The organism is Neorhizobium sp. CSC1952 (genome assembly GCF_030378245.1).
Classification (GTDB): domain Bacteria; phylum Pseudomonadota; class Alphaproteobacteria; order Rhizobiales; family Rhizobiaceae; genus Neorhizobium; species Neorhizobium oryzae_A.
Map to the genome: position 1 here is coordinate 2,601,212 of NZ_CP128416.1, position 26,131 is coordinate 2,627,342.

Annotated in this window: 27 protein-coding genes; 17 read left to right on the forward strand and 10 right to left on the reverse strand. The window is 63.0% G+C overall.

Features of this window, described 5'->3' with window-relative positions:
- The first annotated feature begins 25 nt into the window (after positions 1–25).
- The gene (locus QTA58_RS12715) at positions 26–727 is read left to right on the forward strand and encodes a HisA/HisF-related TIM barrel protein (RefSeq protein ID WP_289669099.1); all 702 of its coding nucleotides are present in this window, start codon (positions 26–28) and stop codon (positions 725–727) included.
- 249 nt (positions 728–976) lie between these two features.
- Here QTA58_RS12715 and fae read toward each other — a convergent pair whose 3' ends face one another.
- The 7 genes from fae to QTA58_RS12750 form a co-directional block, all read right to left on the reverse strand.
- Entirely contained in the window at positions 977–1,483 is a 507-nt protein-coding gene (fae, locus tag QTA58_RS12720) for a formaldehyde-activating enzyme (protein ID WP_085420818.1), read from the reverse strand.
- Between the two features lie 161 nt (positions 1,484–1,644).
- A complete protein-coding gene (locus QTA58_RS12725; RefSeq protein WP_289669100.1) occupies positions 1,645–2,508 on the reverse strand; it encodes a triphosphoribosyl-dephospho-CoA synthase in 864 nt (287 codons plus the stop codon).
- On the reverse strand, positions 2,505–3,437 hold the full coding sequence (locus QTA58_RS12730; protein WP_289669101.1) for a RimK family alpha-L-glutamate ligase: 933 nt from the start codon (positions 3,435–3,437) through the stop codon (positions 2,505–2,507). The genes QTA58_RS12725 and QTA58_RS12730 overlap by 4 nt, the downstream gene beginning before the upstream one ends.
- Entirely contained in the window at positions 3,430–4,389 is a 960-nt protein-coding gene (gene mch / locus QTA58_RS12735; RefSeq protein ID WP_289669102.1) for a methenyltetrahydromethanopterin cyclohydrolase, read from the reverse strand. Before mch ends, QTA58_RS12730 begins: the two co-directional genes overlap by 8 nt.
- Complete coding sequence (locus QTA58_RS12740) at positions 4,386–5,513, reverse strand: ATP-grasp domain-containing protein (protein WP_289669103.1); 1,128 nt, start codon at positions 5,511–5,513, stop codon at positions 4,386–4,388. The genes mch and QTA58_RS12740 overlap by 4 nt, the downstream gene beginning before the upstream one ends.
- Positions 5,491–6,387, reverse strand: a complete 897-nt coding sequence (locus QTA58_RS12745; protein WP_289669105.1) for an NAD(P)-dependent methylenetetrahydromethanopterin dehydrogenase — start codon at positions 6,385–6,387, stop codon at positions 5,491–5,493. The genes QTA58_RS12740 and QTA58_RS12745 overlap by 23 nt, the downstream gene beginning before the upstream one ends.
- The gene (locus QTA58_RS12750; RefSeq protein ID WP_289669107.1) at positions 6,384–7,388 is read right to left on the reverse strand and encodes a beta-ribofuranosylaminobenzene 5'-phosphate synthase family protein; all 1,005 of its coding nucleotides are present in this window, start codon (positions 7,386–7,388) and stop codon (positions 6,384–6,386) included. Before QTA58_RS12750 ends, QTA58_RS12745 begins: the two co-directional genes overlap by 4 nt.
- 114 nt (positions 7,389–7,502) lie before the next feature.
- Here QTA58_RS12750 and QTA58_RS12755 point away from each other — a divergent pair, with 114 nt between their 5' ends.
- The 5 genes from QTA58_RS12755 to QTA58_RS12775 all read left to right on the forward strand — a co-directional run bounded on the left by QTA58_RS12755 (position 7,503) and on the right by QTA58_RS12775 (position 12,398).
- Entirely contained in the window at positions 7,503–7,895 is a 393-nt protein-coding gene (locus QTA58_RS12755; protein WP_085420624.1) for a 4a-hydroxytetrahydrobiopterin dehydratase, read from the forward strand.
- Positions 7,896–7,976: 81 nt separating this feature from the next.
- Positions 7,977–9,068, forward strand: a complete 1,092-nt coding sequence (locus QTA58_RS12760) for a tungsten formylmethanofuran dehydrogenase (protein ID WP_289669108.1) — start codon at positions 7,977–7,979, stop codon at positions 9,066–9,068.
- Complete coding sequence (locus tag QTA58_RS12765) at positions 9,062–10,693, forward strand: formylmethanofuran dehydrogenase subunit A (RefSeq protein ID WP_289669109.1); 1,632 nt, start codon at positions 9,062–9,064, stop codon at positions 10,691–10,693. Before QTA58_RS12760 ends, QTA58_RS12765 begins: the two co-directional genes overlap by 7 nt.
- A complete protein-coding gene (gene fhcD / locus QTA58_RS12770; protein ID WP_289669110.1) occupies positions 10,681–11,589 on the forward strand; it encodes a formylmethanofuran--tetrahydromethanopterin N-formyltransferase in 909 nt (302 codons plus the stop codon). The genes QTA58_RS12765 and fhcD overlap by 13 nt, the downstream gene beginning before the upstream one ends.
- A complete protein-coding gene (locus QTA58_RS12775) occupies positions 11,586–12,398 on the forward strand; it encodes a formylmethanofuran dehydrogenase subunit C (RefSeq protein ID WP_289669111.1) in 813 nt (270 codons plus the stop codon). Before fhcD ends, QTA58_RS12775 begins: the two co-directional genes overlap by 4 nt.
- A gap of 21 nt (positions 12,399–12,419) precedes the next feature.
- Here the strand turns inward: QTA58_RS12775 and QTA58_RS12780 are convergent, their stop codons facing one another.
- Entirely contained in the window at positions 12,420–13,364 is a 945-nt protein-coding gene (locus tag QTA58_RS12780) for a LysR family transcriptional regulator (protein WP_289669112.1), read from the reverse strand.
- Between the two features lie 117 nt (positions 13,365–13,481).
- Here QTA58_RS12780 and QTA58_RS12785 point away from each other — a divergent pair, with 117 nt between their 5' ends.
- Genes QTA58_RS12785 through rpe form a run of 8 tightly spaced genes read left to right on the forward strand, consistent with a single transcriptional unit; the run spans position 13,482 to position 22,107 of the window.
- Positions 13,482–14,531 (forward strand): class 1 fructose-bisphosphatase, encoded by a 1,050-nt coding sequence (locus QTA58_RS12785; RefSeq protein ID WP_289669113.1) that lies wholly within the window; start codon positions 13,482–13,484, stop codon positions 14,529–14,531.
- Positions 14,532–14,547: 16 nt separating this feature from the next.
- The gene (locus QTA58_RS12790) at positions 14,548–15,420 is read left to right on the forward strand and encodes a phosphoribulokinase (protein ID WP_289669114.1); all 873 of its coding nucleotides are present in this window, start codon (positions 14,548–14,550) and stop codon (positions 15,418–15,420) included.
- 10 nt (positions 15,421–15,430) lie between these two features.
- The gene (gene tkt / locus QTA58_RS12795) at positions 15,431–17,473 is read left to right on the forward strand and encodes a transketolase (protein WP_289669115.1); all 2,043 of its coding nucleotides are present in this window, start codon (positions 15,431–15,433) and stop codon (positions 17,471–17,473) included.
- Positions 17,474–17,488: 15 nt separating this feature from the next.
- Complete coding sequence (fba, locus tag QTA58_RS12800; RefSeq protein WP_289669116.1) at positions 17,489–18,568, forward strand: class II fructose-bisphosphate aldolase; 1,080 nt, start codon at positions 17,489–17,491, stop codon at positions 18,566–18,568.
- 34 nt (positions 18,569–18,602) lie between these two features.
- Complete coding sequence (locus QTA58_RS12805) at positions 18,603–20,063, forward strand: form I ribulose bisphosphate carboxylase large subunit (protein WP_289669117.1); 1,461 nt, start codon at positions 18,603–18,605, stop codon at positions 20,061–20,063.
- A gap of 10 nt (positions 20,064–20,073) precedes the next feature.
- Complete coding sequence (locus QTA58_RS12810; protein ID WP_289669118.1) at positions 20,074–20,493, forward strand: ribulose bisphosphate carboxylase small subunit; 420 nt, start codon at positions 20,074–20,076, stop codon at positions 20,491–20,493.
- The gene (gene cbbX, locus QTA58_RS12815; RefSeq protein ID WP_289669119.1) at positions 20,486–21,421 is read left to right on the forward strand and encodes a CbbX protein; all 936 of its coding nucleotides are present in this window, start codon (positions 20,486–20,488) and stop codon (positions 21,419–21,421) included. The genes QTA58_RS12810 and cbbX overlap by 8 nt, the downstream gene beginning before the upstream one ends.
- Positions 21,418–22,107: a ribulose-phosphate 3-epimerase gene (gene rpe / locus QTA58_RS12820; protein ID WP_289669120.1), complete on the forward strand. Its 690-nt coding sequence runs from the start codon at positions 21,418–21,420 to the stop codon at positions 22,105–22,107. Before cbbX ends, rpe begins: the two co-directional genes overlap by 4 nt.
- A 62-nt stretch (positions 22,108–22,169) precedes the next feature.
- On the opposite strand, the gene QTA58_RS12825 is transcribed toward rpe, so the two are convergent.
- A complete protein-coding gene (locus QTA58_RS12825; protein WP_085420611.1) occupies positions 22,170–22,559 on the reverse strand; it encodes a cytochrome c family protein in 390 nt (129 codons plus the stop codon).
- Positions 22,560–23,153: 594 nt separating this feature from the next.
- Here QTA58_RS12825 and QTA58_RS12830 point away from each other — a divergent pair.
- The 3 genes from QTA58_RS12830 to QTA58_RS12840 are packed head-to-tail and all read left to right on the forward strand — an operon-like array spanning position 23,154 to position 25,623.
- Entirely contained in the window at positions 23,154–24,098 is a 945-nt protein-coding gene (locus QTA58_RS12830; protein ID WP_289669121.1) for an ABC transporter substrate-binding protein, read from the forward strand.
- Positions 24,099–24,137: 39 nt separating this feature from the next.
- On the forward strand, positions 24,138–24,914 hold the full coding sequence (locus QTA58_RS12835; protein ID WP_289669122.1) for an ABC transporter permease: 777 nt from the start codon (positions 24,138–24,140) through the stop codon (positions 24,912–24,914).
- Positions 24,874–25,623 carry an ATP-binding cassette domain-containing protein gene (locus tag QTA58_RS12840; protein ID WP_289669123.1) on the forward strand — a complete coding sequence of 250 codons (750 nt, stop codon included), beginning with the start codon at positions 24,874–24,876 and terminating at the stop codon, positions 25,621–25,623. The genes QTA58_RS12835 and QTA58_RS12840 overlap by 41 nt, the downstream gene beginning before the upstream one ends.
- A 6-nt stretch (positions 25,624–25,629) precedes the next feature.
- Here QTA58_RS12840 and QTA58_RS12845 read toward each other — a convergent pair whose 3' ends face one another.
- A complete protein-coding gene (locus QTA58_RS12845) occupies positions 25,630–25,980 on the reverse strand; it encodes a hypothetical protein (RefSeq protein ID WP_143531495.1) in 351 nt (116 codons plus the stop codon).
- Between the last annotated feature and the right edge of the window lie 151 nt (positions 25,981–26,131).

The window sequence follows — 26,131 nt, forward strand, 5'->3', positions numbered from 1 at the left end:
CATCGTTCTTGCCGAGGTTCGACCATTGCTTATCATTCCCGTTCTCGACGTCAAAGACGGCCATGTGGTGCGCGCGCAGATGGGCATGCGCGAGACCTACAAGCCCATCGAAACGCCGCTCAGCCCGACATCGGCAATCGGAAGCGTCGCCGAAGGGCTGCGCTCGATCCACCCGTTCCCGGTCTTCTACGTGGCCGACCTTGATGCGATCGAGAACGGCTCGAATGCTTTGGCGACCGCCGACCCTCTGTTTCTTCTGCAACCGAAGCCGGATGTCTGGCTCGATGCGGGCTTTCGAAACACGAAGGACGTCGAGCAGGCGCTCGCCAATACGCGGACCTTCGCGGTTCTCGGTTCGGAAAGCCAGGCGGATACGGATGTCCTTCGCGCATTCGGCACGCATCCGAGGCTGATCCTTTCGCTCGATTTTCGCGGCAATGCCTTCCTGGGGCCGCCGGCCATCCTTTCGCAGCCGGCGCTCTGGCCGAAGCGGATCATCGTGATGACGCTCGACAAGGTCGGCGCCCGCCGCGGGCCCGATTTCGATCGCCTGCAGGCGATCAAGAATGTCGCCGGGGACCGCGAAATCATCGCCGCGGGCGGGGTCCGGAATGTGGACGATCTAAAACGGCTGAACGGCATGGGTGTCGCGGGCGCCCTGGTTGCGACGTCGCTGCATAGCGGCGAGCTCGGCAGCGCCGAAATCTCCGCTTTCATGGGTAGATGAGGACATCCGGGAGAAGAGGTTGTCTCTTTTTCCGGTTTCTCAACCTCGCACGACGCTGATTTTGGAGTGGGGAAAGGACTGGCTGTCCAACCCCCAGCTCCATTCTCTCGATCCGAAGCCGAAGCGTTGCCACCTTCAACGGTTCGCGCGTGAAGATGACGCGCTGCTGAAGCCCAAGAGCCTCGACAACCGGCGCAACAGGCCACCTGTTTCCACGGGGGGCTCGTTCTGTGCGGGGTTGCTTCTTGTCTAAGCGCTGAAAGGATGCTTGACGGAATCCCGCTGAGCGGTTGCTTCCGCGGCCGTCGGCTTGCCCGTCACGGCACGTTCGATCGCTTCCTTCGTTGCCCGGTAGTTGTAATCCTGGATCTTGGCGTCGTCCTCGGCCTCCCAGTGGATGAAGACGCCGACGCAGATGAAGACATCATCGGCTTCCTCCACCGGGATGATGCCTTCGGCAACGCTGTCCTGCACTGCCTTTGCCACCGCATGCTGTGCCGGGCCGAACATCTGCACGGCCTGTTTGGCACCTTTGATGGTGACCTTGTTGAACAATATCGTGTTCGGCTTGCACGCCAGGTTCGGTGCGATGACCGCCAGCAGCGACGTAAAACCGTCCTTATTGTTCGTAAGTGCGTTGCAGAACGCCGTTTCCACAGCACTTCCGCGCGGTCCGATCAGAAGATCGATATGAGCGACTTCATTTCCCTCACCAACGAGAGACTCACCAACCATTACCTTGCTAATCTTTGCCACGGCCAATTCCTCCCATGTACCCTGTGGTCAAAAATGCGTTTGTCCAAAGAAGCCGTACCACGAGACACGAGGCTCGATGGACAGCTATCCTTGTTCGCAGCACCCTTTGATCGGGTCGGTTGGCCAGATAGCAGCGAGTAAGATTTGTTCGCCGATCAAATTCAAGCATTTAAGTCGGAATTATGCAAGCCGAAGTTCATGTTGCGGACAAAAAGCGTAGCAACCGTGAGATCGGCGGAGGTTCCGGGGTTGATATCCCTGTCCTTGAGCCGCTTGTCGAAGCTCAGCAGGACCTCTTCACGCCTTGTCAGGTCCGTCTCCTCCGTCACCGTCCGGCGTATCGTCTCCGCTTCCTTCCTGACTTCTTCGGCGAGACCGGTGCCGTGCTTGCGTCCGATATGGCTGTCGGGAAATGAAGACAGGAAGTGAAGGTAGACGAAGACCGTCGGCCACATGCCGTCTTCGCCGCGGCCGGCCGCTTGCTCCCATGCCGTAAGGCCGCCGGCAAAAATATCAGAAAAGCCGGTCGCATACTGTCTCGCGATCATGTCGCGGCCGGCGGCCATGTGCATGGCTTCGAGAAGCGGCACGGTCGGCTCCTCCCGGACATCCTGCTCTTCGGCGCTCCCCAGTCCTCCCGGATTGCCGAGCCGGATGGCGGCGAAGACGTCGCGGGCGTCGTCCGCATCCATCCCGTCCAGCGTTCGGCGCAGGTCGTCGCGGAAATGTGCCGAAATACTTTCCGCCGCTTTGGCGAGCGGCGCGCAAAGCAGGAGGATGCCGAGATTGGTGTTCGTTCCCACCCTTTCCCGTGTCGCCGCCACGGCGCCCAGAACGCGCCGGCCGACCGATGCATGCGGTTCGGAAACCAGCGGCGCGCTAACCTCGGCGCTTTCGAGGAACTGGCCGGCCGTCATCCGGTGACCGTCCGCGAAGCGGTGGACGTTGCCGGGTTTCAGGGCCTCGATCTCGGCCCGGCAGGCATCCAAATATGCGGTCATGATCTGCTGCTGCGTCAGCGTCATGCGGCGGGTCTTTCCTTCAAACCGGGATCGAGAAGCTCGACCATCGATCCGGCGATGCAATCGGCGATGCGGACGGGGACGACGGATTGCAAGCCGGCCCAGGCGGGCATGCTGTTGACCTCCAGCACCAGGAGATTGCCTTCGCAGCTCTGGGCGATATCGATGCCCGCGAAATTGGTTCCGATGGCCGCGACAGCGGCGAGCGCGAGGTCCTCGAGCTTCTGGCGCAACAGTCCGGCGACGGGTTCTGCCTTTGCCCCTTGCGCGATATTGGTGATCCAGCCGTCGGCGCAGCGTCCCATCATGCCGAGGACTTCGCCGTTGCTGACGAACACCCGGTAATCCCGGTAGGGCGGGCCGTTGCGCAAGACGAGACGCTGCAGATAATAGACATTGTCGACCTCGTCGGGACCGGGCAGGTCGGCAATCGAACGGACGAGCCGGATACCGCGCCCCTGCGAGCCGAACAGCGGCTTCAGGACGAGCGGGCCTTGCGGCACCTCGCGCTCGACGATGGCCCTGGCGTTGTCGGGACCTTCGACCGCGAAGGTCTCCGGCGTCGGAATTCCGGCATTCGCAAGCAGAAACGTGGTCGTCGACTTGTCGACGCAACGTTCGATCGCCTTGGCCGAATTCCAGACCGGCACGCCGAGATGGGTGAGGGCGTGCAAAATGCCGAGGCGGCGCGTGATCGCTTCGAAGGTGCCGCCGGAAATGGAGCGGACGATCACGCCGGCCGGAAGAGCGCCGTCCAGCGCCGGGATGGCGATACCCGAAGGATATCGCGTATCGAAGGCGATATCGCTGAGCGGGCAGAAGATCGTTTCCGAACCGAGCTCCTTGAAGGAGCGCCGCAACTGTTTCACCTGACCGTCCGGCTTGTCGGAAACGATGAGAACCTTGTCAGACGTCACCACCTGTTCAGCCAAGAGATTGCTCCAGCATCTGCCCGTTCCATTCGCCGGCGCGGAAGGTGTCGCCCGTCTCGACGGCCGTGACGATCACTTCGGCCGGGCTGAAGAGATGCGGATCGATCGCATAGAAGTCGCCGTTGAACTTCTTGAAAATCTCCGCAAACGGCTGCCCGTAGTCCCGAGACCTGTTGCTCGGCAGCTGTTCGGCGAGTTCGCGGGCCGCCGCCGCGCTGCCGCGGACGAACAATTGCACCAGTCCGCCGTAGATGATGGCATCGTTCGTCCGCCCCATGGCCTGCAGGAAATCGGGATGAGGGGCCGGAACCGGTGCGCATCCCGCCCCGTCGACGATGGCATCCAGGGGGAAATGCAGGCTATGCGCCTTGTGAAGGGCCACTTCCAGGGAGCGGCCGATGATCTGCACGGAGCCCGCAAGGCTTTGCGTCGGCGCGTAGATGAAGGTCAGGGCGCCAGGCGCCAGCCCTGTGGCCGCCGCCACCTTCTCGACGACGGCGGACGGCGGAGGTTTGTCCGCTTCCAGCACGAGGATCGACGTGGAAGCGTCGGTCTCGCTATAGGCAATCTCTTCGAACAGCGGCTCCACCCGCGCCAGCACGCGCGCGGGGCCGGAGCCCATGGCGAAATATTTCTCATGCGAGAGCCGCCAGCCCGCATACTGGCTGCCGAGGCAGGCGATGACCGGTTGCGAGGAGTGGACGGTGACGCTCAGCGGCCATTTCTCGTTATCGCGGTCGAGTGCCATGGAGACGGTCCCGAGGCCGCCCATGCAGATTTCCGTCATCCGGAGGCCCACTTCGAGCCCGCCGGCGGTGGCAGCGCCGGCATCGATAAGGTGTTCGCCCAGGGGGCCGCGCGCGTAGGTGATGCCGAACCGCTCGCTGTCGGCAATGATCTGATCGACGATGCGCTGGGCGTTTCTGTTGAGAGAGGCTTTTCCGTTCATCATTGGAAATTCTCCTTCCAATGCTCCGCCATTTCGTTGACGCGGCGTTTCACGGCCCGTTCGGCGGCGGTGGCGGATCGTGCCTTTGCCAGAACGGTGCAAACGGGATCGTCGGCACTCAGCGCCGATCCGGGATTCTGGTGATCTGCGGTCATGTTCGGCCAATCGACATCCGGAAAACGGGAGATGGCGCGGGGCGCGTAAGCGATCGCCGAAGCCGTCGTGCCGCTATAGGTCGGCACAGTGATGTCGTCACCCCGAACCGCGTTCAGATGCGCGGCGAGCAGCGGCGCGTCCTCGTTGTCGAAGATATCGAGCGTGGCCCCCGGCCGCGGATTGATTTCGATAAGGTGCAGGCCGTCCGGTCCGTCGATGAAATCGGCGCTGCAGAGGCCGACAAGGCCGGTCCGCTTCGTCAATCTGTCGAGCCAGCAGGCGATCTCGGCCCTTTTCTCCCGATCGAAGCGCATGAGCCGCACCGCACCGCCATAGCGAAACGGCGAGGATTGCGAGGGCGAAGACCATTGCCGGCTGAAACCTACGACATGCGCGCGTCCCGCCTGTGCCAGGAACAGGGCCGAGATGCTGCAGCCCTCGACGAACTTCTGGTAATAATAACCCTCTTCGAGGGGGGCTGTCCCGGCGGGTCTGACATGCGATCCTCCCGCGCCGCCGCCGAGCTTGGTGAGCCAGCCTTCCTGTTGGAACGGCGGCGAGAACCGGATTGCCGGATGCCTGATGCCGATATCCCAGCAGAGCCGGGAGAGGGCGATCGGATCTTTGACGGCGCGGATCGCCGCGGCACTGTTTCCGGCAATCCGGAACGTCCCGGCAAGCGTATCGATAATATCGGGCCGGCGCTCGAAGCCCGAGCCGTAGACCAGCGCAACGGGCTCCTCGCCGCGTGCCAGGTCCGTCAGTGTGTCGACGATTTTCTCGCCGCCGATACCGTCGCGTATGCTGCCGGGAAGCCGTGCGATCCGGTCGGCCAGGGCAACCGTGTCGGAATCGCCGAAGAGATCCGCCACCAGCGGCCTGTAGCCGGCGCGGCGTGCTGCTGCCGCAAGTGACCGGCCGGAAATGGCCGCGATCAGAAGGGCGGGGTTATTTTTCGATGCTGCGGGCAAGGGCGAAAGCATCCTGAAAATCGTACACGACCGGTTTTTCGGCGCCGATCATCTGTTTGAACAGGCCGGACTGCGTCTTGTATTTGAGATTGCCGATGGTGAGAGCGCCGATGCCGGTCGCCGAGGTCTCCCCCAGCTTGTCGGTCTTTGCATTGACCGCCAGACCTTCGATGCCGGAGGGCGGCACGGCATTGACATCCGCCGCGACAAGCAGGTTCGTCGCCGAGCGAAGCTGCTCGGCCGAGAGCACCCTGACGCCGGCCTTGGCGGCTGCCAAGACCACCTCGGCGTCCTGAAGCAATACTGTCTTCTTCTCCTCGGTGGAGCCGTCGGCGGCCTTCACCGTGACGCCGAAACGGGCCTTGATGGCCTCGGAAATCTTCCCGACACGGCTGACCCCGTCATGGCCCGCCAGAGTGACGTCCGCGCCTTCCTTGGCCGAGATCACGGCCGTGCAATAGCCGACGACGCCGGTCGCTCCGAAGATCGTCACCTTCGTTCCTTCGAGGTTCCGGCCATGCAGCTTTCCGAGCGCCGTCTCGACCTTGGCGACCATCGCCGCAGCCGTCGTGAACGAACCGGCGGGATCGGCGAAGACGGAAATCCCGAAAGGGGGCACCATCGCCTTTCTCACCGCGTCGATCATGTCGAGCGCCAGGACCGTATCGCGTCCGGCGATGAAAACACCGGTGGCGGTGCCGGCATCCGGCGGGCGCGAAAAGATCGCGTCCTGGACGAGGCCGGTTACGTCGGCGAGCGCGACATCCGTATAGGGAACGACATGGTCAAAGCCGGCATCGAGGGCCATGTTGACGTCGAAAGGGCTCATCTGTCTCAACGGCGTGAGCATGTGGAGAATCGTTTTCCGGCTCATTGCCTCGCCTTTCCTGACAGCGCTTTCCTGTATTCCAGCTTGAATTCGACCGGTTCCGTCCTTCGCGTGATCAGCGCTCCCTGGTTTCTGGCGGCGACGATGCGGATCGTGGTGCCGGTGTCCTCCAGCGCAGCGGCGGCGACGATGCGCTCGGCCGCCGCCTGCGATTCCGCGAAAGCAAATCCCGTCGGTCCCCAGGAGCTTTGCCCGATGCCGACCGCACCGCATTCGCCGAGCCTCAGAAGGGTTTCCTCCACTGCGCGGCTGGTGAAACGGCCGCCCTGGGCCGGGGAAAAATAGTCGCCGAGCTTCTGCTGGATGGACGTCACGGCGTTGCCGAAGGTCGCAATGTCCTTTTCGATCACCGCGGGCATGATCTCCATCAGGGCATGGCGGCAGATCGAGGCCGAGCTTTCGGCAGGGAACGGCGGAAGCGTGCGGAACGCCTTGATCTCGGCGTCTCCGTGAATGCCCTCGGCATGGCCGTCCAGTATGAGGATGATGCGCCATTCGCTCGGAAACGGGATGCGGGAGACGACGGTCGGGGTGAGGTCGTCCTTGGTCTTGCCGGCGTCGAGGATGAGGCCGCCTTCCTCGAAGGCCGCGATGCCGATCCCCGATCGCGCGCCGCGTCCGAGAAAGGTGGCGTCGTCGCGGACGTGGAACGGCAGGTCGTGCAATGTCCGAAGTGCCGCCGAGACGGCAAGCGCGAGCTGAGTTCCCGATCCCAACCCGGCATGAGCGGGAATGGTCTCGAAAACGGTGACCTGATGATGATCGGCAAGATCGAGATGCGGCCGGAGAGCGGTGAGGTGCGCGAATATGCGGGCGCTTTCATCGCCATGAACGCTGGTCTCGGCGGCCTTCGAAACTTCCAATCTGGTCGATATGCCGTCGAGTGGCAGGCCGATGCTTCCGAAGCGCGAGCTGTCCTTTCCGGGGATGTCCAAAAACCCGAGGTGCAAGCGTCCAGGAACTTGAATGGAGACGGAGTCCGACATCGGTTCTATTCTGAACTTTTTGATAATCGGGCCCTGAGTTCATGTTATCCTATTTTGTTACCGGCGCAAGCCTGGGTGAGGGAGCAGGAGAAAAAGAAGCGAGGAGCATCCGCGATGAACGAGGAGAAGGAACGCAAACGCGAGCGCGTTTATTCCGAGGAGGAAATCGTCTCGAAGCTGCAGGCCGAGCTGCCGCACTGGCGTTACGAGAACGGCTGGATTCGCCGCAAATACAAGACGCATGGCTGGAAATCCACGCTCATGGTGATCAACACCGTGGGGCATCTGGCAGAAGCGGCGTGGCATCATCCGGACATCAAGGCGTCCTATGCCTGGGTGGAGGTCCTTTTGATGAACCACGCGGCCAAAGGCGTGACCGACAAGGATTTCGAACTCGCCAGGAAGATCGAGGACGTCGTCCAGTGGCAGCCCGGCAGGGAGGGCGGTGCTCTTGAAGGCACACCCAATGCCGATCAGCGATTTGCCTATCTGAAATACGAGAACTGAGCCGCATTTTTCGCCGGACGGACTTCACATTTGGCGAAGAAAAGATAAATTCAACGCGGCACCAGAAAGTTTCGGAGTGTGATGGTTGCATGGATCGGCAGCCGAACGGTTCCTTTGCCGGCTGCGATCGAGCATGTGGCAAAGCTTCTGGCGAAAAGCCGCTGCCCGGTATTTTCCCTCGATTCGGATGTCCATGGATGCCGCAGCCTGATTGCCCTGGCGGAGCGGGTCGGTGCGACCTATGACCATGTGAACGGCCGCGATCTCGCTCATGAGGTCGCGCTTCATACGGATATCGGCGGGTTCTTTGCGACGGCGACGGAAGTGCGCCGCCGGGCGGACGTGATCGTCATCGTCGGCGACATTCCCGCCGCGCATCACGATCTGCTTCTCTCTCTTGCGGCCACGACGCCGGATCTCCCTCGGCCGGGCAGGCGTCGCTGGTTCCGGATCAACGGCAAAGGGGGGCCGGCGCTAGGGGACGAATTGCGGCGGCGTGCGAAGGTCGTCGAGGTCGGTGCGCCCGATCTGCCCATCGATGCGGTGCTCGGGGTCCTCAGGGCATCGCTGGGCGGGAGAAGGACACCCGCTGCGCTTACCGATATCGATGCCTTGCTGGGTGCATTGGGAAAGGCAAGTTTTCCGGTCTTCGTCTTCTCCCACCCTACGGACCCTGCGAGCCTGGCCATGCTGCAAGGCATGCTCATCGACATCAACAGGAAGCAGCGCGCGAGCGCTCTTTTCCTGCCCTCCGACGACGATGCCTGGGGCATGGTGCTCGCCTCGACATGGATGACGGGGTTTCCGCCGCGGACCGGCTTTTCGACCGGCTCGCCGGTTTACGACCCGTGGCTCTGCGACATAGACCGGATGATCGCCGCAAAGGAAGCTGATCTCCATCTGTGGGTCTCCGAGCGTGACGAGGCGCGGCCGCCGAGACGAGGCGGTTTGCCGACGATCGCGCTGGCCAGGAGCGACCGGCCTCTCAGCGGGGCGGCGGTCACGGTTCGTATCGGCAAGGCAGGTCTCGACCATGACGGCGTGGTCTATTCGAGCCGTATCGGAACCTTGAGAGCCGCAGCGGCAGCGGCCCCGTCCGATCTTCCGAGCGTTGCGGCCATCGCGGGCGAACTCCAGCATGCCCTGCAGAGCGAGGACCTGGCCTCATGCTGATCCGTCTCGCAGGGGGAGAAGTGGTGGATCCGGCCAACGGCTTGACCGGCAAGCGCGACGTCTGGGTCAGGGACGGGTTTATCGTCGAGAAGCCTGTCTCGAAGAGAGCGGACAAGACCTACGACGTTTCCGGCTGCCTCATCATGGCGGGCGCGATAGACATCCATTCCCATATCGGCGGCGGCAATGTGAATACCGCGCGTCTTCTGCTGCCGGAACAGCATGCCGCACACCTCAAGCGGCCGCTGCACACGTCGCTTTCGAACGCCGGATGGTCGACGTTCAGCACGGGATGCCTTTATGCCCAGATGGGGTTCACGACCGTGGTCGAGCCGGCGATGTCGCCGTCGAACGCGCTCCATACCCATATGGAACTCGCCGACATTCCTATCATCGACAAGGCGACGCTCGCGATCCTCGGCAACGACGATTTCCTCCTGTCGATGATCCGGGACGATGCCTCGCCGGCGATGATCGACGACTATGTGGCTTGGACCGTGTCGAGATCGAGGGCGCTCGGGGTGAAGGTCATCAATGCGGGCGCTGCAGCGGCCTTCAAGGAGAATGTCCGCAATTTCGCCTTCGACGACGTGGTTCCGTCCTACGGCGTCAGTTCCCGCAGGATCGTCGAAACGCTGCAGGCTTCCGTCGGACGTCTCGGAATCCCCCATCCGCTGCATGTCCATGCCAACAATCTCGGGATCGCGGGAAACGCCGCGACGGCCGCGGAAACCATCCAGGCGTCGGGAGGCAGGCCGCTCCATCTCGCGCATCTGCAATTCTACGGTTACGGGACCGAGGGCAAACGCGGCTTTTCCTCCGAGGCCGCCCGTCTTGCCGAGCTGGTCAACGGCAACAAGGATGTGACGATCGATGTCGGCCAGGTGATGTTCGGCCAGACCGTGACGATCTCGTCCGACGTCACGCGGCAATATGCCGGAATGCGGACCGCGCATCCGAAGAAGTCCATCATCTTCGACGGGGACGGCAATGGCGGCGGCATCGTGCCCTATCGTTATCGCAAGGATTATTACGGTTCGCTGCAATGGGCGGTGGGGCTGGAGCTTTTCCTGCTGATCGACGATCCGTGGCGGGTCTTCTTCACCACCGACCATCCGAACGGCGCTCCTTTCACCGCCTATCCGGAACTGTTCGAATTGCTGATGAGCCGCGACGCGCGCAATGCGAAGATGGCGGAACTCGACCGGTCGGCGCTGGAGCTGACCACGCTCGGCTCGATCTCCCGGGAATACACGCTTGAAGAGGTCGCCGTCATGACGCGGGCGGCGCCGGCCAGGCTGCTCGGGCTCGACGACCGCGGTCATCTCGGTCCAGGCGCGATCGCGGATATCGCCGTCTACCGGAAAGGGCAGGACATCCAGAAGATGTTCCGGGACGCCGCGCTGGTCTTCAAGGACGGCGATCTCGTCGTTCGGGATGGCGTCGTGACGCACTATCGCTGGGGACGGGCGCTGCGCCTCAATCCGCCGCCGGACAAGGGAATGATCAAGCGCATGCAGGCCTATCACGAGGAGCGCTACGGGCTGTCGCTCGACTGGTTCACGTTTCCGGATTCGGCGATTGCCCGGGAAAACCCGTTTGCGGAGGTCGCATGCAGGAGCTGATCCGGAACGGCATCGAGATTGACGACACCTTCGCGGAAGCGTTCGGCATGCGCGCGACGGCGATCATCATCACGGCGCCCACCCTGAAATGGGCGCGTCAGGCGGCGATCACCATGACAGGCTTCGCCACCTCCGTCATCGGCTGCGGCTGCGAAGCGGCGATCGACATCGACATTCCGGCATCCAAGACGCCGGACGGGCGCCCAGGCTGCCGCGTGATGATCTTCGCGATGAGCACGGACGAGCTGCAGAAACAATTGAAGACGAGGCTCGGCCAGTGCGTTCTCACGTCTCCCGGCAGTGCCTGTTTCGCAGGCCTCGAAGGCAGCGCGTCCCTCGATCTCGGTTCGTCTCTCCGCTATTTCGGCGACGGGTGGCAGATCTCGAAGAAGTTCGGCGGCAGGCATTATTGGCGCGTGCCGGTCATGGACGGCGAATTCCTCTGCGAGGCGAAGACCGGCCTGACGAAGGAGGCGGTCGGCGGGGGAAATTTCCTGCTGCTCGCCGCCGATGCGGAAAAGGCGCTTGCCGCGGCCGAGCGCGCCGTGGCGGCGATCGGGAAGGTTCCCGGCGCGATCATGCCTTTCCCCGGCGGCATCGTGCGATCGGGCTCGAAGGTCGGCGGCAAGTACAAGGGCATGATGGCCTCGACCAACGATGCCTATGCGCCGACGCTTCGCGGCGTCGTCAAGAGCGCGGTCGGTCCGGATATCAATGCGGTCCTGGAGATCGTCATCGACGGCGAGAACGACGACGCGGTGACCGCCGCGATGCGGGCCGGGCTGAAGGCCGTCATCGATTTCGGGCCGAAACGCGGGGCGCTCCGCATCAGCGCGGGAAACTACGGCGGCAAGCTCGGCAAGTTCCATTATCATCTGAAGGATCTTCTGCCATGAAGCCGCTGACCTTCACCCTGCGCTCCGAGCCGGAGGAGAGGCTCGACCTCTCCGGCCTTACGCCCGACAAACTCGCCGGCATGCCGGTTGCCGAGATCGCCGGATTGACGATCGGATTGAGCCGGCGTCCGGCGTCCGTCGGGGACGTCTTCAAGATCACCGGCACCGATGCCTCCAATATCGTCTTCGCCGGCGGCAGCGGGCGTTTCGATCTCGTCGGAGCGGAGATGGGTGCGGGGCGCATCCGGGTCGAAGGAGATGTCGGCGCGCGACCCGGCCGCCGCATGGCCGGCGGTACGCTGGTGATCGAGGGTAAGGCCGGATTGCAGGCGGGCTCCGGCATGAAGAACGGGCGCATCGAGATCAACGGCGATGCAGGCGAAGGGATCGGCGGCCCGATGGCGGGAGAGATCCACGGCATGACCGGCGGTCTCATCATCGTGCGCGGCAAGGCGGGGCATCGTCCCGGTGAGAGGATGCGGCGCGGCATCATCGCGCTTCTGAGGGGGTGCGGCGACTATGCGGGCCTCGGGATGATCGCCGGCACGATCGTCGCCACCGGCCGCGTCGGCCGCTACCCCGGTCACCTGATGAAACGCGGCTCGCTTCTGTTCGACCGGCGACCGGCCGATCTTTCGCCCACGTTCATGGATTGCGGCCGGGTCGACATCGCCTTCCCGGCGCTGTTCGATCGCTACCTGATGGAGGAAAAGATCCTCGACCGGCCGCTGCTCGGTGCAAAACCCTACCGTTTCGGCGGCGACAATGCCGTGCTGGGCAAGGGCGAAATCATGTTTCCGAAAGGTTGAGCCGTGATCGCCCGAAAGCCTTCAACCCGGCTGCTGCTGAATCGGATAAAGCTGGTGGAAGAAGGGCAGGCATTGGGCTCCCCGCTGACGCAGGAAAACCTGGAAGGCGTTCATGGCGGGGGAGACCGTCCTGTCCGTCCGCCTCACCGAAAACCACTGCCTGCGGATGGGCATGCCGATGACGTCGAGCGTGACGAGCTTGCCGAACTCCAGTTCCATGGCGATGGTATGGGCCGAGATGAAGGCGATGCCGAGCCCCGCCATGACGGCCTGCTTGATCGTCTCGTTCGAGGACATTTCCGTGCCGAGATCATCGAGCCTTCCCGGAATCTCTCCGAGAAAAATTTCCAGCGATATGCGCGTGCCCGACCCCGGCTCGCGGATGAGGAAGTGTTCCCTGGCGATTTCCTCCTTGGTGATATCGCGTTTCTTCGCCAGGGGATGGTCCGGCGGTGCGATCATCACCAGCGGATGGTCTCCGAACACCGCCGAGTGCAACGGCAGATCCCTGGGCGGGCGGCCCATCAGGGCGATGTCGACGTCGTGGTTCTTCAGTTTCGCGATGATCTCCGCCCGGTTGCCGATCGCCAGAGAAACGGCGATGTCCGGATGGCTCTTCTTGAAGGTGGCCATCAGGCGCGGCGCGAAATATTTCGCGGTCGAGACGACGCCGAGAGCGAGCGTGCCCGTGCGCACGCCCTTGATGGCATCGATCTCGTCGTCCAGCTGACGCAACCTCTCCTCGACCATCTGAGCCGCATCGATGAAGGCAAGGCCCGCTGCGGTCGGGCGCAGCCCGTCATTGGTCCGGTCGAAGAGCACGACGCCTGCATCCTCCTCGACCTGTTTCAACTGGATGGTGATCGCCGGCGGCGTGAGGCCAAGCGCGTTCGCCGCCCGGACGATGGTCCCGTGTCTTGCGATTTCCTGCGCCGCGCGCAGATGCCTGAGCGTCAGATTTTTCATTTGATCTTAGCTTAAATAAATTTATCTATTCGGTAAATACAATAAATTTTACTTAGCGCGAGATTCTTGGTTCGATACCTCCATGCCCCAGGCAATGAGCGGGCAGGGAGGCAGGCCATGAGTTCGCCGACGTTAGAAACATTCTTGAACTTCCATGTCATGAGCGGCGCCTCCCTCGCCGAGGCTGTCGCCCTCACCATTCGGCGGCTGGCAGCGGCCGCTGTCATCCTGCGCAGCACCATCAACCAGGGTGCGCTCGGCATTCCTTCTTCCGAGGAGCACCGTGATGCCGGACCGGGCGGCGACATACCGAAAGCGCTCGACGTTCTGGCCGACGCTCTCTTCATCGAAGCCATGCGGCAGGCGCCCGTCTGCCTCTATGCCTCCGAGGAACTCGAACAGGCTGCCCTTCTCGATCCGGCAGGCCCGCTCGCGGTGGCCGTCGATCCCCTGGACGGCTCCTCGAACATCGACATCAACGTCTCGATCGGGACCATCTTCTCCATCCTCCCAGCGGCTGGTGATCCGGTCGGCGAGCCTGACGCCTCCTTCTTCCACCGGGGAGACGCTCAGCTCGCCGCCGGCTTTTTCATCTACGGCCCTCAGCTTGCGCTGGTTCTCAGCGTCGGGAGCGGCACCCATGTCTTCGTCTTTTCCTCGCGGCTCGGCGTGTTCGTCCAGGCTTACGGAAATCTGGTCATCCCGCCGCGGACGCAGGAATTCGCGATCAATGCGGCGAACTACCGCCACTGGGACGAGGCGGTCCGGCTTTACGTCGACGACTGCCTGAAGGGGGCGGAAGGGCCGCGCGAAAAGGAATTCAACATGCGCTGGGTCGCGGCCGTCGCCGCCGATGCCTACCGCATCCTGATGCGCGGCGGCGTCTATCTCTACCCCGGCGACCGGCGCAAGGGATATGGCGACGGCCGGCTGCGGCTGGTCTACGAAGCCAACCCGATCGCCTTCCTTATCGAACAGGCGGGTGGAGCCGCCACGGATACGGTCAACCGCATTCTGGACCTGACGCCGACGGCGCTGCATCAGCGCGTTCCGCTCGTCTTCGGCTCGGCACGGGAGGTCGCCCGTGTCGGGCGCTACCATGCCGAGCCCAGCAGCATCGCCGAGCGGGCGCCGCTTTTCAGCAATCGCGGCCTCTTCAGAGCCTGACCGGGAGGGAGCGGCAATGTCGGCAAGACATCCCATTATTTCGACCACCGGATCGTCCGGCGCAGGGACCACCTCGGTCAAGCGCATTTTCGAGCAGATATTCCGGCGCGAGAAAATCGAGGCGGCCTTCATCGAGGGAGACGCATTCCACCGCTACGACCGGCAGGCGATGAAGGAAAAGGTCGCCGAGGAGGAGCGGAACGGCAATCCGAATTTCACGCATTTCCATGCGGAAGCCAACGAGCTGGAAATCCTCGAATCCGTCTTCGAGGAATACGGCCGGTACGGCACTGGCCGCACCCGGACCTATATCCACGACGAACAGGAAGCCGCCTGTCACAATGTTCCGCCCGGAAGCCTCACGGACTGGCGCGATTTTCCACCGAGCGACCTGCTTTTTTACGAAGGGCTGCATGGCTGCGCGGTGACGGACAAGGTGAACCTCGCCAGCCATGCCGATCTGAAGATCGGCGTCGTGCCCGTCATCAATCTCGAATGGATCCAGAAGATCCATCGCGATCGGGAAACGCGCGGTTATTCCACGGAAGCGGTAATGGACGTCATCCTGCGGCGCATGCCGGACTATGTCCGCTACATCACGCCCCAGTTCACGCTGACCGACATCAACTTCCAGCGGGTGCCGATCGTCGACACGTCCAACCCGTTCATCGCGCGCTGGATCCCGACACCTGACGAATCGATGCTGGTCATCCGTTTCGCGAGGCCGCGCGGCATCGATTTCCCGTACCTGCTGTCGATGATCCACGACTCGTTCATGTCGCGGGCCAATTCCATCGTGGTGCCGGGAAACAAACTGGATCTCGCCATGCAGCTGATCCTGACACCCCTGATCATGCAACTGATCGAACGCAAGAACCGCGCCTCGTGAGGAGCAAGCAATGAACACGCAACTTCAGCCGCAGGACATCATCGAGTTTGGCACCGTGACGGAGCACGACATGGCGAACGCCGTAAGGGCGCTTGCCATGGACGGCGTCCAGAAGGCCAATTCCGGTCATCCCGGCATGCCGATGGGCATGGCCGATGTCGCGACGGTCCTGTTCAGCCGCTTCATCAAGATCGATCCGTCCGATCCGAAATGGCCGGATCGCGACCGTTTCGTCCTTTCCGCCGGCCACGGCTCGATGCTGCAATATGCGCTTCATTACCTGATCGGCTACGAGGACATGACGATCGGGGAGCTGCAGCGGTTCCGACAGCTCGGTGCGAGGACGGCCGGCCATCCGGAATACGGCCACGCGCTCGGCATCGAGACCACGACGGGTCCGTTGGGACAGGGGATTGCCACGGCCGTCGGCATGGCGCTTGCCGAACGCATTGCCAATGCGCGCTACGGCGACGGGCTTGTCGATCATCATACCTATGTCATTGCCGGCGACGGATGCCTGCAGGAAGGCATCAGCCATGAGGCGATCGACCTTGCCGGCCATCTGAAGCTGTCGCGGCTGATCGTGCTCTGGGACAACAATTCCATCTCGATCGACGGTCCCACCAGCCTTTCGACCTCGATGAACCAGCTTGCCCGTTTCGAGGCGGCGGGCTTCGACGTGCAGGAGATCGACGGGCATGATTTCGATGCGATCGGCCGCGCGATTTCCCGGGCGCGGGTTTCGAACAAGCCGTCCCTCATTTCCTGCCGGACGGTGATCGGCAAGGGCGCTCCCAACCTGCAGGGGTCGGAGAAGACCCACGGAGCGCCGCTCGGCGAAAGCGAGGTTGCGGCCGCGAGACAGGAGCTGAATTGGCCCTATGCGCCATTCCAGGTTCCGGAGCCCATTCTGGAGCGCTGGAGCGAGGTCGCCGCGCGCGGGGCCGCGCAGCGGCGCAAATGGCTCAACCGGGTTGCCGCGGCACCCGAGGGTGCGGCCTTCATCGGAGCCATGGAGCGGGAAATCCCGGCATCGCTGTTAGGCGCGCTCGCCGAGTTCCGCCGGGAGCATCAGGCGAAGGCGACGAAGGTCGCCACCCGCAAGGCTTCCGAAATGGTGCTCGGCGTCATCAACGCTGCGACGGACCTGACGATCGGAGGGTCGGCGGACCTCACCCATTCCAACCTGACCCTGACGGCCGGAATGTCGCCCATCAGGCCGGGGAGCTATGCCGGCCGTTATATCCATTACGGCATCCGCGAGCACGGAATGTCGGCGGCGATGAACGGTCTCGCCCTGCATGGCGGGTTCATTCCCTATGGCGGCACTTTCCTCGTCTTCTCCGACTATGCCCGCGGCGCGATCCGCCTGTCGGCGCTGATGGGGCAGCAGGTGATCTATGTCATGACGCATGACTCGATCGGGCTTGGCGAGGATGGGCCGACCCATCAGCCGATCGAGCATCTGGCGATGCTGCGCGCGACGCCCAACCTCAACGTCTTCCGGCCCTGCGACATCGTGGAGACGGCGGAGTGCTGGGAACTGGCGCTTAAGGAGCGGGACCGTCCGAGCCTCATCGTGCTGTCGCGCCAGAACCTGCCGATGTGCCGCCCGCGCGAAGGCGAAGAGAACCTTTCCGCGCAGGGAGCCTATGTCCTGCGCGCGACCTCGGGACCACGCACCCTCTCCCTGCTGGCGACCGGTTCCGAGGTCGAGATTGCCTGTGGCGCCGCCGACACGCTGCTTGCCGAACATGGCATAGCCGCCGCGGTCGTCTCCATGCCCTCCTGGGAGCTGTTCGAGCGGCAATCGCCCGAATACCGCAAGGCGGTGCTCGGGACGTCACCCCGGATCGGCATCGAGGCGGCGGCACGCCTCGGCTGGGACCGCTATCTCGGAGAAGACGGCGTCTTCATCGGCATGAACGGCTTCGGCGCCAGCGCTCCGGCCGCAGCGCTCTACGAGCATTTCGGCATCACCGCCAAGGCCGCGGTGAACGCGGCTCTCGAACTCGTCGCCCGGGGATCGGGCACAGACCAGACGGATTGGTAGGAAAGGAGGAGGACCATGGCCCGCATCACATTACGCCAGCTGCTCGATCACGCGGCAGCATACGGATACGGCGTTCCGGCCTTCAATATCAACAACATGGAACAGGGCCTCGCGGTCATGGAAGCGGCGGCCGCCTGCGATGCGCCCGTCATTCTCCAGGCCTCGAAAGGGGCCCGGTCCTACGCGAAGGATATCATGCTGGCGCGGATGATCGAGGCGCTGACGGAGATCTATCCGGCCATTCCGGTCTGCGTCCACCAGGATCACGGCAGCGACGAAGCGACCTGCATGACGGCGATACGCCACGGCTTCACCTCCGTGATGATGGACGGCTCCCTTGAGGCGGATGCCAGGACGCCGGCCTCCTATGAGTACAATGTGGCGATCACCGAAAGGGTGGCGCGCATCGCCCATTGGGTGGGCGTGTCGGTCGAAGGGGAGCTCGGTGTTCTGGGCTCTCTGGAAAGCGGCACCGGCGCAGCCGAGGATGGCCATGGCGCCGAAGGCGCTCTGTCGCACGACCAACTTCTGACGGACCCGGATCAGGCGGTCGATTTCGTCGCCCGCACCGGTGTCGACGCGCTGGCGATCGCCTGCGGCACGTCGCATGGCGCCTACAAGTTCACCCGGGCGCCGGACGGCGAGATCCTGGCGATGAGCGTCATCGAGGAGATCCACCGCAAGCTGCCGAATACGCATCTCGTCATGCATGGCTCTTCCTCGGTGCCGCAGGAGATGCAGGACATCATCAACCGCTTCGGCGGACAGATGCCGCAGACCTATGGGGTTCCTGTCGAGGAAATCGAGCGCGGCATCCGCTGCGGGGTCCGGAAGGTCAATATCGACACCGACTGCCGCATGGCGATGGCCGGGCAATTCCGGAGGATTGCGATGGAGCATCCGGAGGAATTCGATCCGCGCAAGTTCCTGAAACCGGCGATGGACGCCATGCGCAACCTCTGCCGCGACCGCTTCGAACGCTTCGGCACGGCGGGAAAAGCCTCCAAAATCAAGGTCATTGCCCTGGACGAGATGGCGAAGCGTTATGCCGCCGGCGAGCTCGATCCGCAGACCTCAACCGCGAAAGCCGCCTGAGCGGCGGTCCGAAACACAACGAAAGGACCAGGCCATGGACAGCAAATCCCAAACCGTCAAGGGCGCGGCGCGCTACAGATCGGGCGTGATGGAATACAAGAAGATGGGCTATTGGGAGCCCGATTACGAGCCGAAGGATACCGATATCATCGCGCTCTTCCGGATCACGCCGCAGGAAGGCGTCGATCCGGTCGAGGCGGCCGCGGCCGTCGCGGGGGAATCCTCCACGGCCACTTGGACGGTCGTCTGGACCGACCGGCTGACGGCGAGCGAGAAATATCGCGCCAAGGCCTACCGGCTCGATCCCGTGCCGAATGCGGAAGGGCAGTATTTCGCCTATATCGCCTACGACCTCGACCTGTTCGAACCGGGCTCGATCGCCAACATGAGCGCGTCGATCATCGGCAACGTGTTCGGCTTCAAGCCTCTGAAGGCGTTGCGGCTGGAGGACATGCGGTTTCCAATCGCCTACGTGAAGACTTTCCAGGGACCCGCGACCGGCATCGTCGTCGAGCGCGAGCGTCTGGACAAGTTCGGCCGTCCGCTGCTGGGGGCGACCGTGAAGCCGAAGCTCGGCCTTTCGGGGCGCAATTACGGCCGCGTCGTCTATGAGGCGCTGAAGGGCGGGCTCGATTTCACCAAGGACGACGAGAACATCAACTCGCAGCCCTTCATGCATTGGCGCGAACGCTTCCTCTACTGCATGGAGGCGGTGAACAAGGCGCAGGCCGAGACCGGCGAAATCAAGGGGACCTATCTGAACGTCACGGCCGCCACGATGGAGGACATGTACGAGCGCGCCGAATTCGCCAGGGAGCTCGGCTCGGTCATCGTCATGATCGACCTCGTCATCGGCTATACGGCGATCCAGTCCATGGCGAAATGGGCGCGCCGCAACGACATGGTGCTGCATCTCCACCGTGCCGGCCATTCCACCTATACGCGGCAGAAGACGCATGGCGTGTCCTTCCGCGTCATCGCCAAATGGATGCGGCTTGCGGGCGTCGACCACATCCATGCCGGCACCGTCGTCGGCAAGCTGGAAGGCGACCCCGCGACGACGCGCGGCTATTACGACGTCTGCCGCGAGGACTTCAATCCGATGCGGCTGGAGAACGGCATCTTCTTCGACCAGCACTGGGCCTCGCTCAACCGGATGATGCCGGTCGCTTCCGGCGGCATCCATGCCGGGCAGATGCACCAGCTCCTCGACCTGCTCGGCGAGGACGTCGTGCTGCAGTTCGGCGGCGGCACGATCGGGCACCCGATGGGCATCGCCGCCGGTGCCACGGCCAACCGCGTGGCGCTCGAATGCATGGTGCTCGCCCGCAACGAGGGACGGGACATCGTGCGCGAAGGGCCGCAGATCCTGCGCGATGCCGCCCGCCACTGCCAGCCTCTGCAGCAGGCGCTGGAGGTCTGGAAGGACGTGACCTTCGACTACACCTCGACCGACACGCCGGATTTCGTTCCGACGGCCACCGCAGCAGAATAGGAGACGCGACATGCATATCACCCAGGGAGCATTCTCGTTCCTGCCGCCTTTGACGGACGAGCAGATCGCCCGGCAGGCCCAGTACTGCATCGACAAGGGCTGGGCCATGAGCCTCGAATTTACCGACGATCCCCACCCCCGCAACACCTACTGGGACATGTGGGGCCACCCGATGTTCGACAATCCGGATGCGGCTGCGCTGATGATGGAGCTGAAGGAGTGCCGCAAGGTCTATGGCGACCGCTATATCCGCTTCGTGGCCTTCGACGGCAGCCACGGCTGGGAATCCGTCCGCCTCTCCTTCATCGTCAACCGGCCTGCGGCGGAGCCCGGTTTCCGGCTCGATAGGCAGGAGGCCGCGGGCAGGGCAGTCCGCTACACCGCCCGCTCCTATGCGGCGGACCGGCCGACAGGAGAACGCTATGGCTGAGCCGGTTCCCATGAGGCCGCAGGCCGCCGACAATATACCCTCCGCCATCGATCTCAGGGCGGAATATGTCGAATCCGGCGTCAAGGACGTGCTCGACGAGCTGGACAGCTCGCTCATCGGCCTTGCGCCGGTCAAGCAGCGGATCAAGGAGACCGCCGCACTTCTCCTGGTCGAGCGTGCCCGCAAGCGGCTCGGCCTCGCCCATGAGACCCCGACGCTGCACATGAGCTTCAGCGGCAATCCGGGGACGGGAAAGACGACCGTCGCGTTGCGCATGGCCGATCTGCTCCACCGGCTCGGCTATATCCGCAAGGGGCATCTGGTGTCGGTGACGCGCGATGATCTGGTGGGGCAGTATATCGGCCACACCGCGCCGAAGACGAAGGAGATCCTGAAGAAGGCGATGGGCGGCGTGCTCTTCATCGACGAGGCCTATTACCTCTACAGGCAGGAAAACGAGCGCGACTACGGCCAGGAGGCGATCGAGATACTCCTGCAGGTCATGGAGCACCAGCGCGAGGATTTCGTCGTCATCTTGGCGGGTTACGCCGACCGGATGGATCGTTTCTTCGAAAGCAATCCGGGCTTTCGTTCGCGCATCGCCCATCATATCGACTTCCCGGACTATACCGACGACGAACTGCTCCGGATCGCCGAGGTGATGCTCGCCAACCAGAACTACGGATTCGATGCGGAAGGGCGGGCCGCCATGGAGCAATATATCGCGCTTCGCCGCCGCCGGCCGCATTTCGCCAATGCCCGTTCCATCCGCAATGCGCTCGACAGGGCGCGCCTGCGCCAGGCGAACCGGCTGTTCGAAACGTCCGACGGACCGGTCGACGCCGATGCGCTGTCGACCATCGTGGCCGCCGATATCCGGGCCAGCCGTGTGTTCGGCGAGGCGACACAAGAGGAGTCCGCATCATGAGCCGGAAGACGATCATCGCGCCTTCCATTCTCTCCGCCGATTTCTCCCGGCTGGGCGAGGAAGTGGAAGACGTCGTCAAGGCGGGTGCCGACTGGGTCCATCTCGATGTCATGGACGGTCATTTCGTGCCCAACATCACGTTCGGGCCGCAGATCGTCAAATCCATCCGCGACCGGACGCAAGCCGTCTTCGACTGTCATCTGATGATTGCGCCCGTGGCCCCCTATATCGCGGCCTTCGCGGATGCCGGTTGCGATGTCATCACGGTCCATGCCGAAGCCGGGCCGCATCTCGACCGGACGCTTCAGGCGATCCGCAATCTCGGCAAGAAGGCGGGTGTCGCGCTCAATCCGTCGACGCCCGAAAGCGTCATCGAATATGTGCTCGACCGTCTGGACCTCGTGCTGCTGATGACCGTCAATCCCGGCTTCGGCGGCCAGGCCTTCATCCCGGCGGTCGTGGAGAAGGTGCGCCGGGTGGCGGCGATGATCGGCGACCGGCCGATCCATATCGAGATCGACGGCGGCGTCACGTCCGAAACCGCGCCGCTGGTCTCCGCTGCCGGCGCCGATGTCCTCGTCGCCGGCTCGGCCATATTCAAGGGCAATGATGCGTCCGCCTATGCCGGCAATATCGAAGCGATCCGCAGGCAGGCGGACAACGCGCTTGCGCGCCGGGCGGCGTAGATCCGGTTGTGGTGAAGCGAAGCGGATGAAGAGCCGCCGGGACGACCGGCGGCTCTCTGTTTTTATTGCTTCTTGAATTGCTCGAGATAGGCCAGCAGATTGCTGATCTCGCCGTCGTCCTTCAGGCCGGCAAAGGCCATCTTGGTGCCTTTCACCTTCGCTTTCGGATTGTGGAGGTAGTCGCGCAACGATGCCTCGTCCCATTGGAGGCCGGCCTTGCCGGCATCGACCATCGCCTTGGAATAGGCAAATCCGGGATGGGTGCCGGCGACCCTGCCGATCACGCCGTTCAGAGACGGGCCTACCTTGTTCTTATCCGTTTCGGCGTCGTGACAGGCCTTGCATTTGTTGAACACCGTCGCTCCCGCGTTCGCATCGCCCTCCTGAGCGTTGGCTCCGCAGGCAGAGAAAATCGCAACTGATGCAGCGATCAGAAGGATAGGACATTTCATGGTATTTCCTCATTTCGCCAAGGGTGCCCTTTGACGAAGACAGGCGCCGTTATTTCCTCCGCCGGCACTTGCCATAGAAAAAATCTACCTGCGGAAGGATGTAAGTCAAGCCTCTGCTGCGCCCCCGGGGGCCGTCGTCGGCCATACGGATCGGAAGTTGCGATTGACGGGCGCACGGGATGCTCCTAATTTCACTATTATCTCTTCCCGGCACCGGAAGAGGCTGCGATTGGCCGGCGGTTGCGCATGCGGCTGCCTGAGCAGGAGGAAGCGGCTGCGGCAGGCCGTTGAAAGGTGCGACATGCCTCTTATCGAACTCGTTCTGACGATCTGTCTTGCGGACCAGCCTGCGAGCTGCCGGGAGGAGCACCTTCGTTTCGAAGACAGGGGAGGTCCGGTAACCTGCATGCTCCAGGCACCGCCTCAGATTGCGAAATGGTCCGCGGAGCATCCGCGTTTGCGCGTCGTCAAATGGCGGTGCGAATATCCGACGAGGGGCAAGGATATCTAAAAAATCGGAACACGGGATGGGGCATATGGGAGGAAGGACTCATGGGAGGCGGGATTGGCCGATCGTTCCGGATCGGATTGTTGTTGCTGGCGGCATTCTTCACCCAGACGGTGGGGCAGGCCGCGGCTGCGGAGGTCGTTCGTGTCGGCGTTCTCAAGTTCGGCACGGTGAGCTGGGAACTCGATACGATCAAACGGCATAAGCTGGACGAAAAACACGGGATCACCGTGGATGTGCAGGAATTCGCCGGCGAGGACGCCACGAATGTCGCGCTGATGGCCGGAGCGGTCGACGTGATCGTTTCGGACTGGCTGTGGGTTTCGCGGCAGCGCGCGACAGGCGCCGACCTGACGTTCGTTCCCTATTCCACGGCGGTCGGCGCCATCATGGTTCCGGACCAGTCCCCCATCCGAACCCTCGGCGATCTCAGCGGCAAGAAGATAGGCGTCGCGGGCGGCCCTCTGGACAAGAACTGGCTTCTGATCCAGGCGATGGCGAAGAAGGACTATTCCAGGGATCTCGCCGAGACAAACACGATCGTCTACGGCGCTCCGCCATTGCTGACGGAAAAGGTGCAGCAGGGCGAGCTCGATGCGGTGCTCAACTTCTGGAACTATTGCGCGCGGCTGGAAGCGAAGGGTTATCGCAGGGTCATCGGCGGGCACGAGGCGGCTGCCGCGCTCGGCGCCTCGGGACCGATCGTCGCTCTGGGATATATCTTCCACGAATCCTGGGCCAAGGCCCACCGGGCCGCGATCGACGGCTTCGTGGAGGCAAGCGCCGATGCGAAGGCGCTGCTCGAAAGTTCCGACGACGAATGGACGGCGCTCGCTCCGATGCTTCGGGGTGACGAAGCCGAGCAGAAGGTCATGCGCGACCGCTATCGCGAAGGCATTCCCAAACGACCGCCCGAGGACGCGGAAAAGGATGCGGAAGCGCTTTATTCCGTCCTGGCCACGATAGGCGGCGAAGAGCTCGTCGGCCCCTCGAAGGAACTGGTGCCGGGTACGTTCTGGGGGGCGGAATAGGTGAGTTCGGTTTCTCTTGGCTCATCGTCGCAGGTGCAAATGGAGAAGGCCGCGCGAAGACGCAGTTTCGGACCGTTGCTGACGGTCATCGCATCGGTCGTCGTTCTGGCCGTCGCGTGGCATCTGTCGGCAACCCTCTGGCCCAGTCGTGCCTTCCCGCTACCGCTCGATGTCCTGCGCGTCATGGCTCGTGAGACGGCTAAGGGAGATCTTCCCTATCATCTGGGAATAACCCTTGGCCGTGTGGCTGCTTCGTTCCTGCTGGCCATGGTCATCGGCTCGGCGATCGGCATCTTCCTCGGAAGCTATCCGCGGGCGGACCGGTTTCTCGATCCCTGGGTCATTCTTTCCCTGAACGTTCCGGCCCTGGTGGTCATCGTCCTTGCCTATATCTGGTTCGGGCTGAACGAGGTGGCGGCCATCGGCGCCGTGGCCTTCAACAAGATACCGAACGTCATCGTCACCATGCGGGAAGGGACCCGTGCGCTCGATCTGCGCTATACCGACATGGCGAAGGTCTACAGGTTCGGGCCGCTTGCGCGATTGCGCCACGTCCTGCTGCCGCAGCTGCAGCCCTATCTGGCCGCGGCTTCCCGCTCCGGCATTTCGCTGATCTGGAAGATCGTCCTCGTCGTCGAGCTTCTCGGCCGTTCGAACGGCGTCGGCTTCCAGATCAACCTTTATTTTCAGCTCTTCGACGTTGCCTCCATCCTCGCCTACACGCTGGCCTTCGTCTGCGTGATGCTCTTGATCGAATTCCTTCTGGTGCAGCCCCTTGAACACACCTCAACCCGCTGGCGCAGACGCGCGGCTTGAAATCGAAGTCAGGCACAAATCGTTCGAGTCGTCGAAGGGCGGCAGCATCGAAGTCCTGCGCGATCTCAGTTTTGCAGCAGAGCCGAACGAGTTCGTCTGCCTTGTCGGCCCTTCCGGCTGCGGCAAGACCACGACGCTGCGGCTGCTCCTCGGCCTGGACCGGTCCTTCGAGGGGCGCATAGCGCTGCCGGGAGAAAGGGAGCCGCGCATCGGCATGGTTTTCCAGGAACCCATCCTTCTGCCGTGGCGAACGGTCGAGGAAAACGTGCGTCTGGTCTTACCGAAAAGCCTTCAGGGCAAGAACCTCGATCGACTGTTCGACACACTCGGTCTGTCCGGAATGCGGGCCTTTTACCCCGGAGAACTTTCGCTGGGGCTCGCGCGCCGCGCAGCCCTTGCGAGGGCGCTTGCGATCGAGCCGGACCTCCTGGTTCTCGACGAACCCTTCGTCTCCCTCGACGAAGCGACCGCACAGCAGCTTCGCTATCTGCTGCTCGAAATATGGTCGGCGCATCCGACGACGGTCCTGATGGTGACGCACAACCTGCTCGAGGCGATCATGCTGGCGGACCGGATCGTCGTTCTGTCGCCGCGTCCGGCGCATGTCATCGGATCGTTTCTGGTGCGCGTCCCCCGGCAGGCGAGGAACGCGCAGATCTGCAGCGATATCCTGCGCTCGTTCCGCGAGAGATTTCCGGCGCAATCTTAGGCCGGATTAGAAGCAGCGTATATCGGCTTCGGCCTGCGCCCTTTTCAGTTCCGCTATCGCCGCCTTGGCGGGGGCGCTTTCGCGAAACAGCGCACCGGTTTCCCCGGCGACCAGCCCCATTTGCCTGAAGGTGGCGGCTGCCTCGTAACGGTCATAGGGAACGATCGATTCGATGACGTCGATCGAGCAGGAGCAGCGATCAAGGATGGCGCGATTCTCGCCATTGGCCTTCATGCAGGCGTAGACGTATTCGGCGACCACATTGGTCGGATAGCTGGTCGCCGCCGCTGCCGGAACGGCAAAGCCGATTGCTGCGGATGCAATCAGGGCTATGGGAAACTTCTCAAGCGTGACCATGGCATATCCTTTCCGTGCGGCGCAGTGCACGCCTCGACAGCGGGTGCAACTAATTGTCTAAGTATAATTTAAAAATAACATCGATATCCAGTAACATAGGATAATTTTCCGAGTATAGTTTATCGCATCGCAATAAAAATATGGTGCAGTG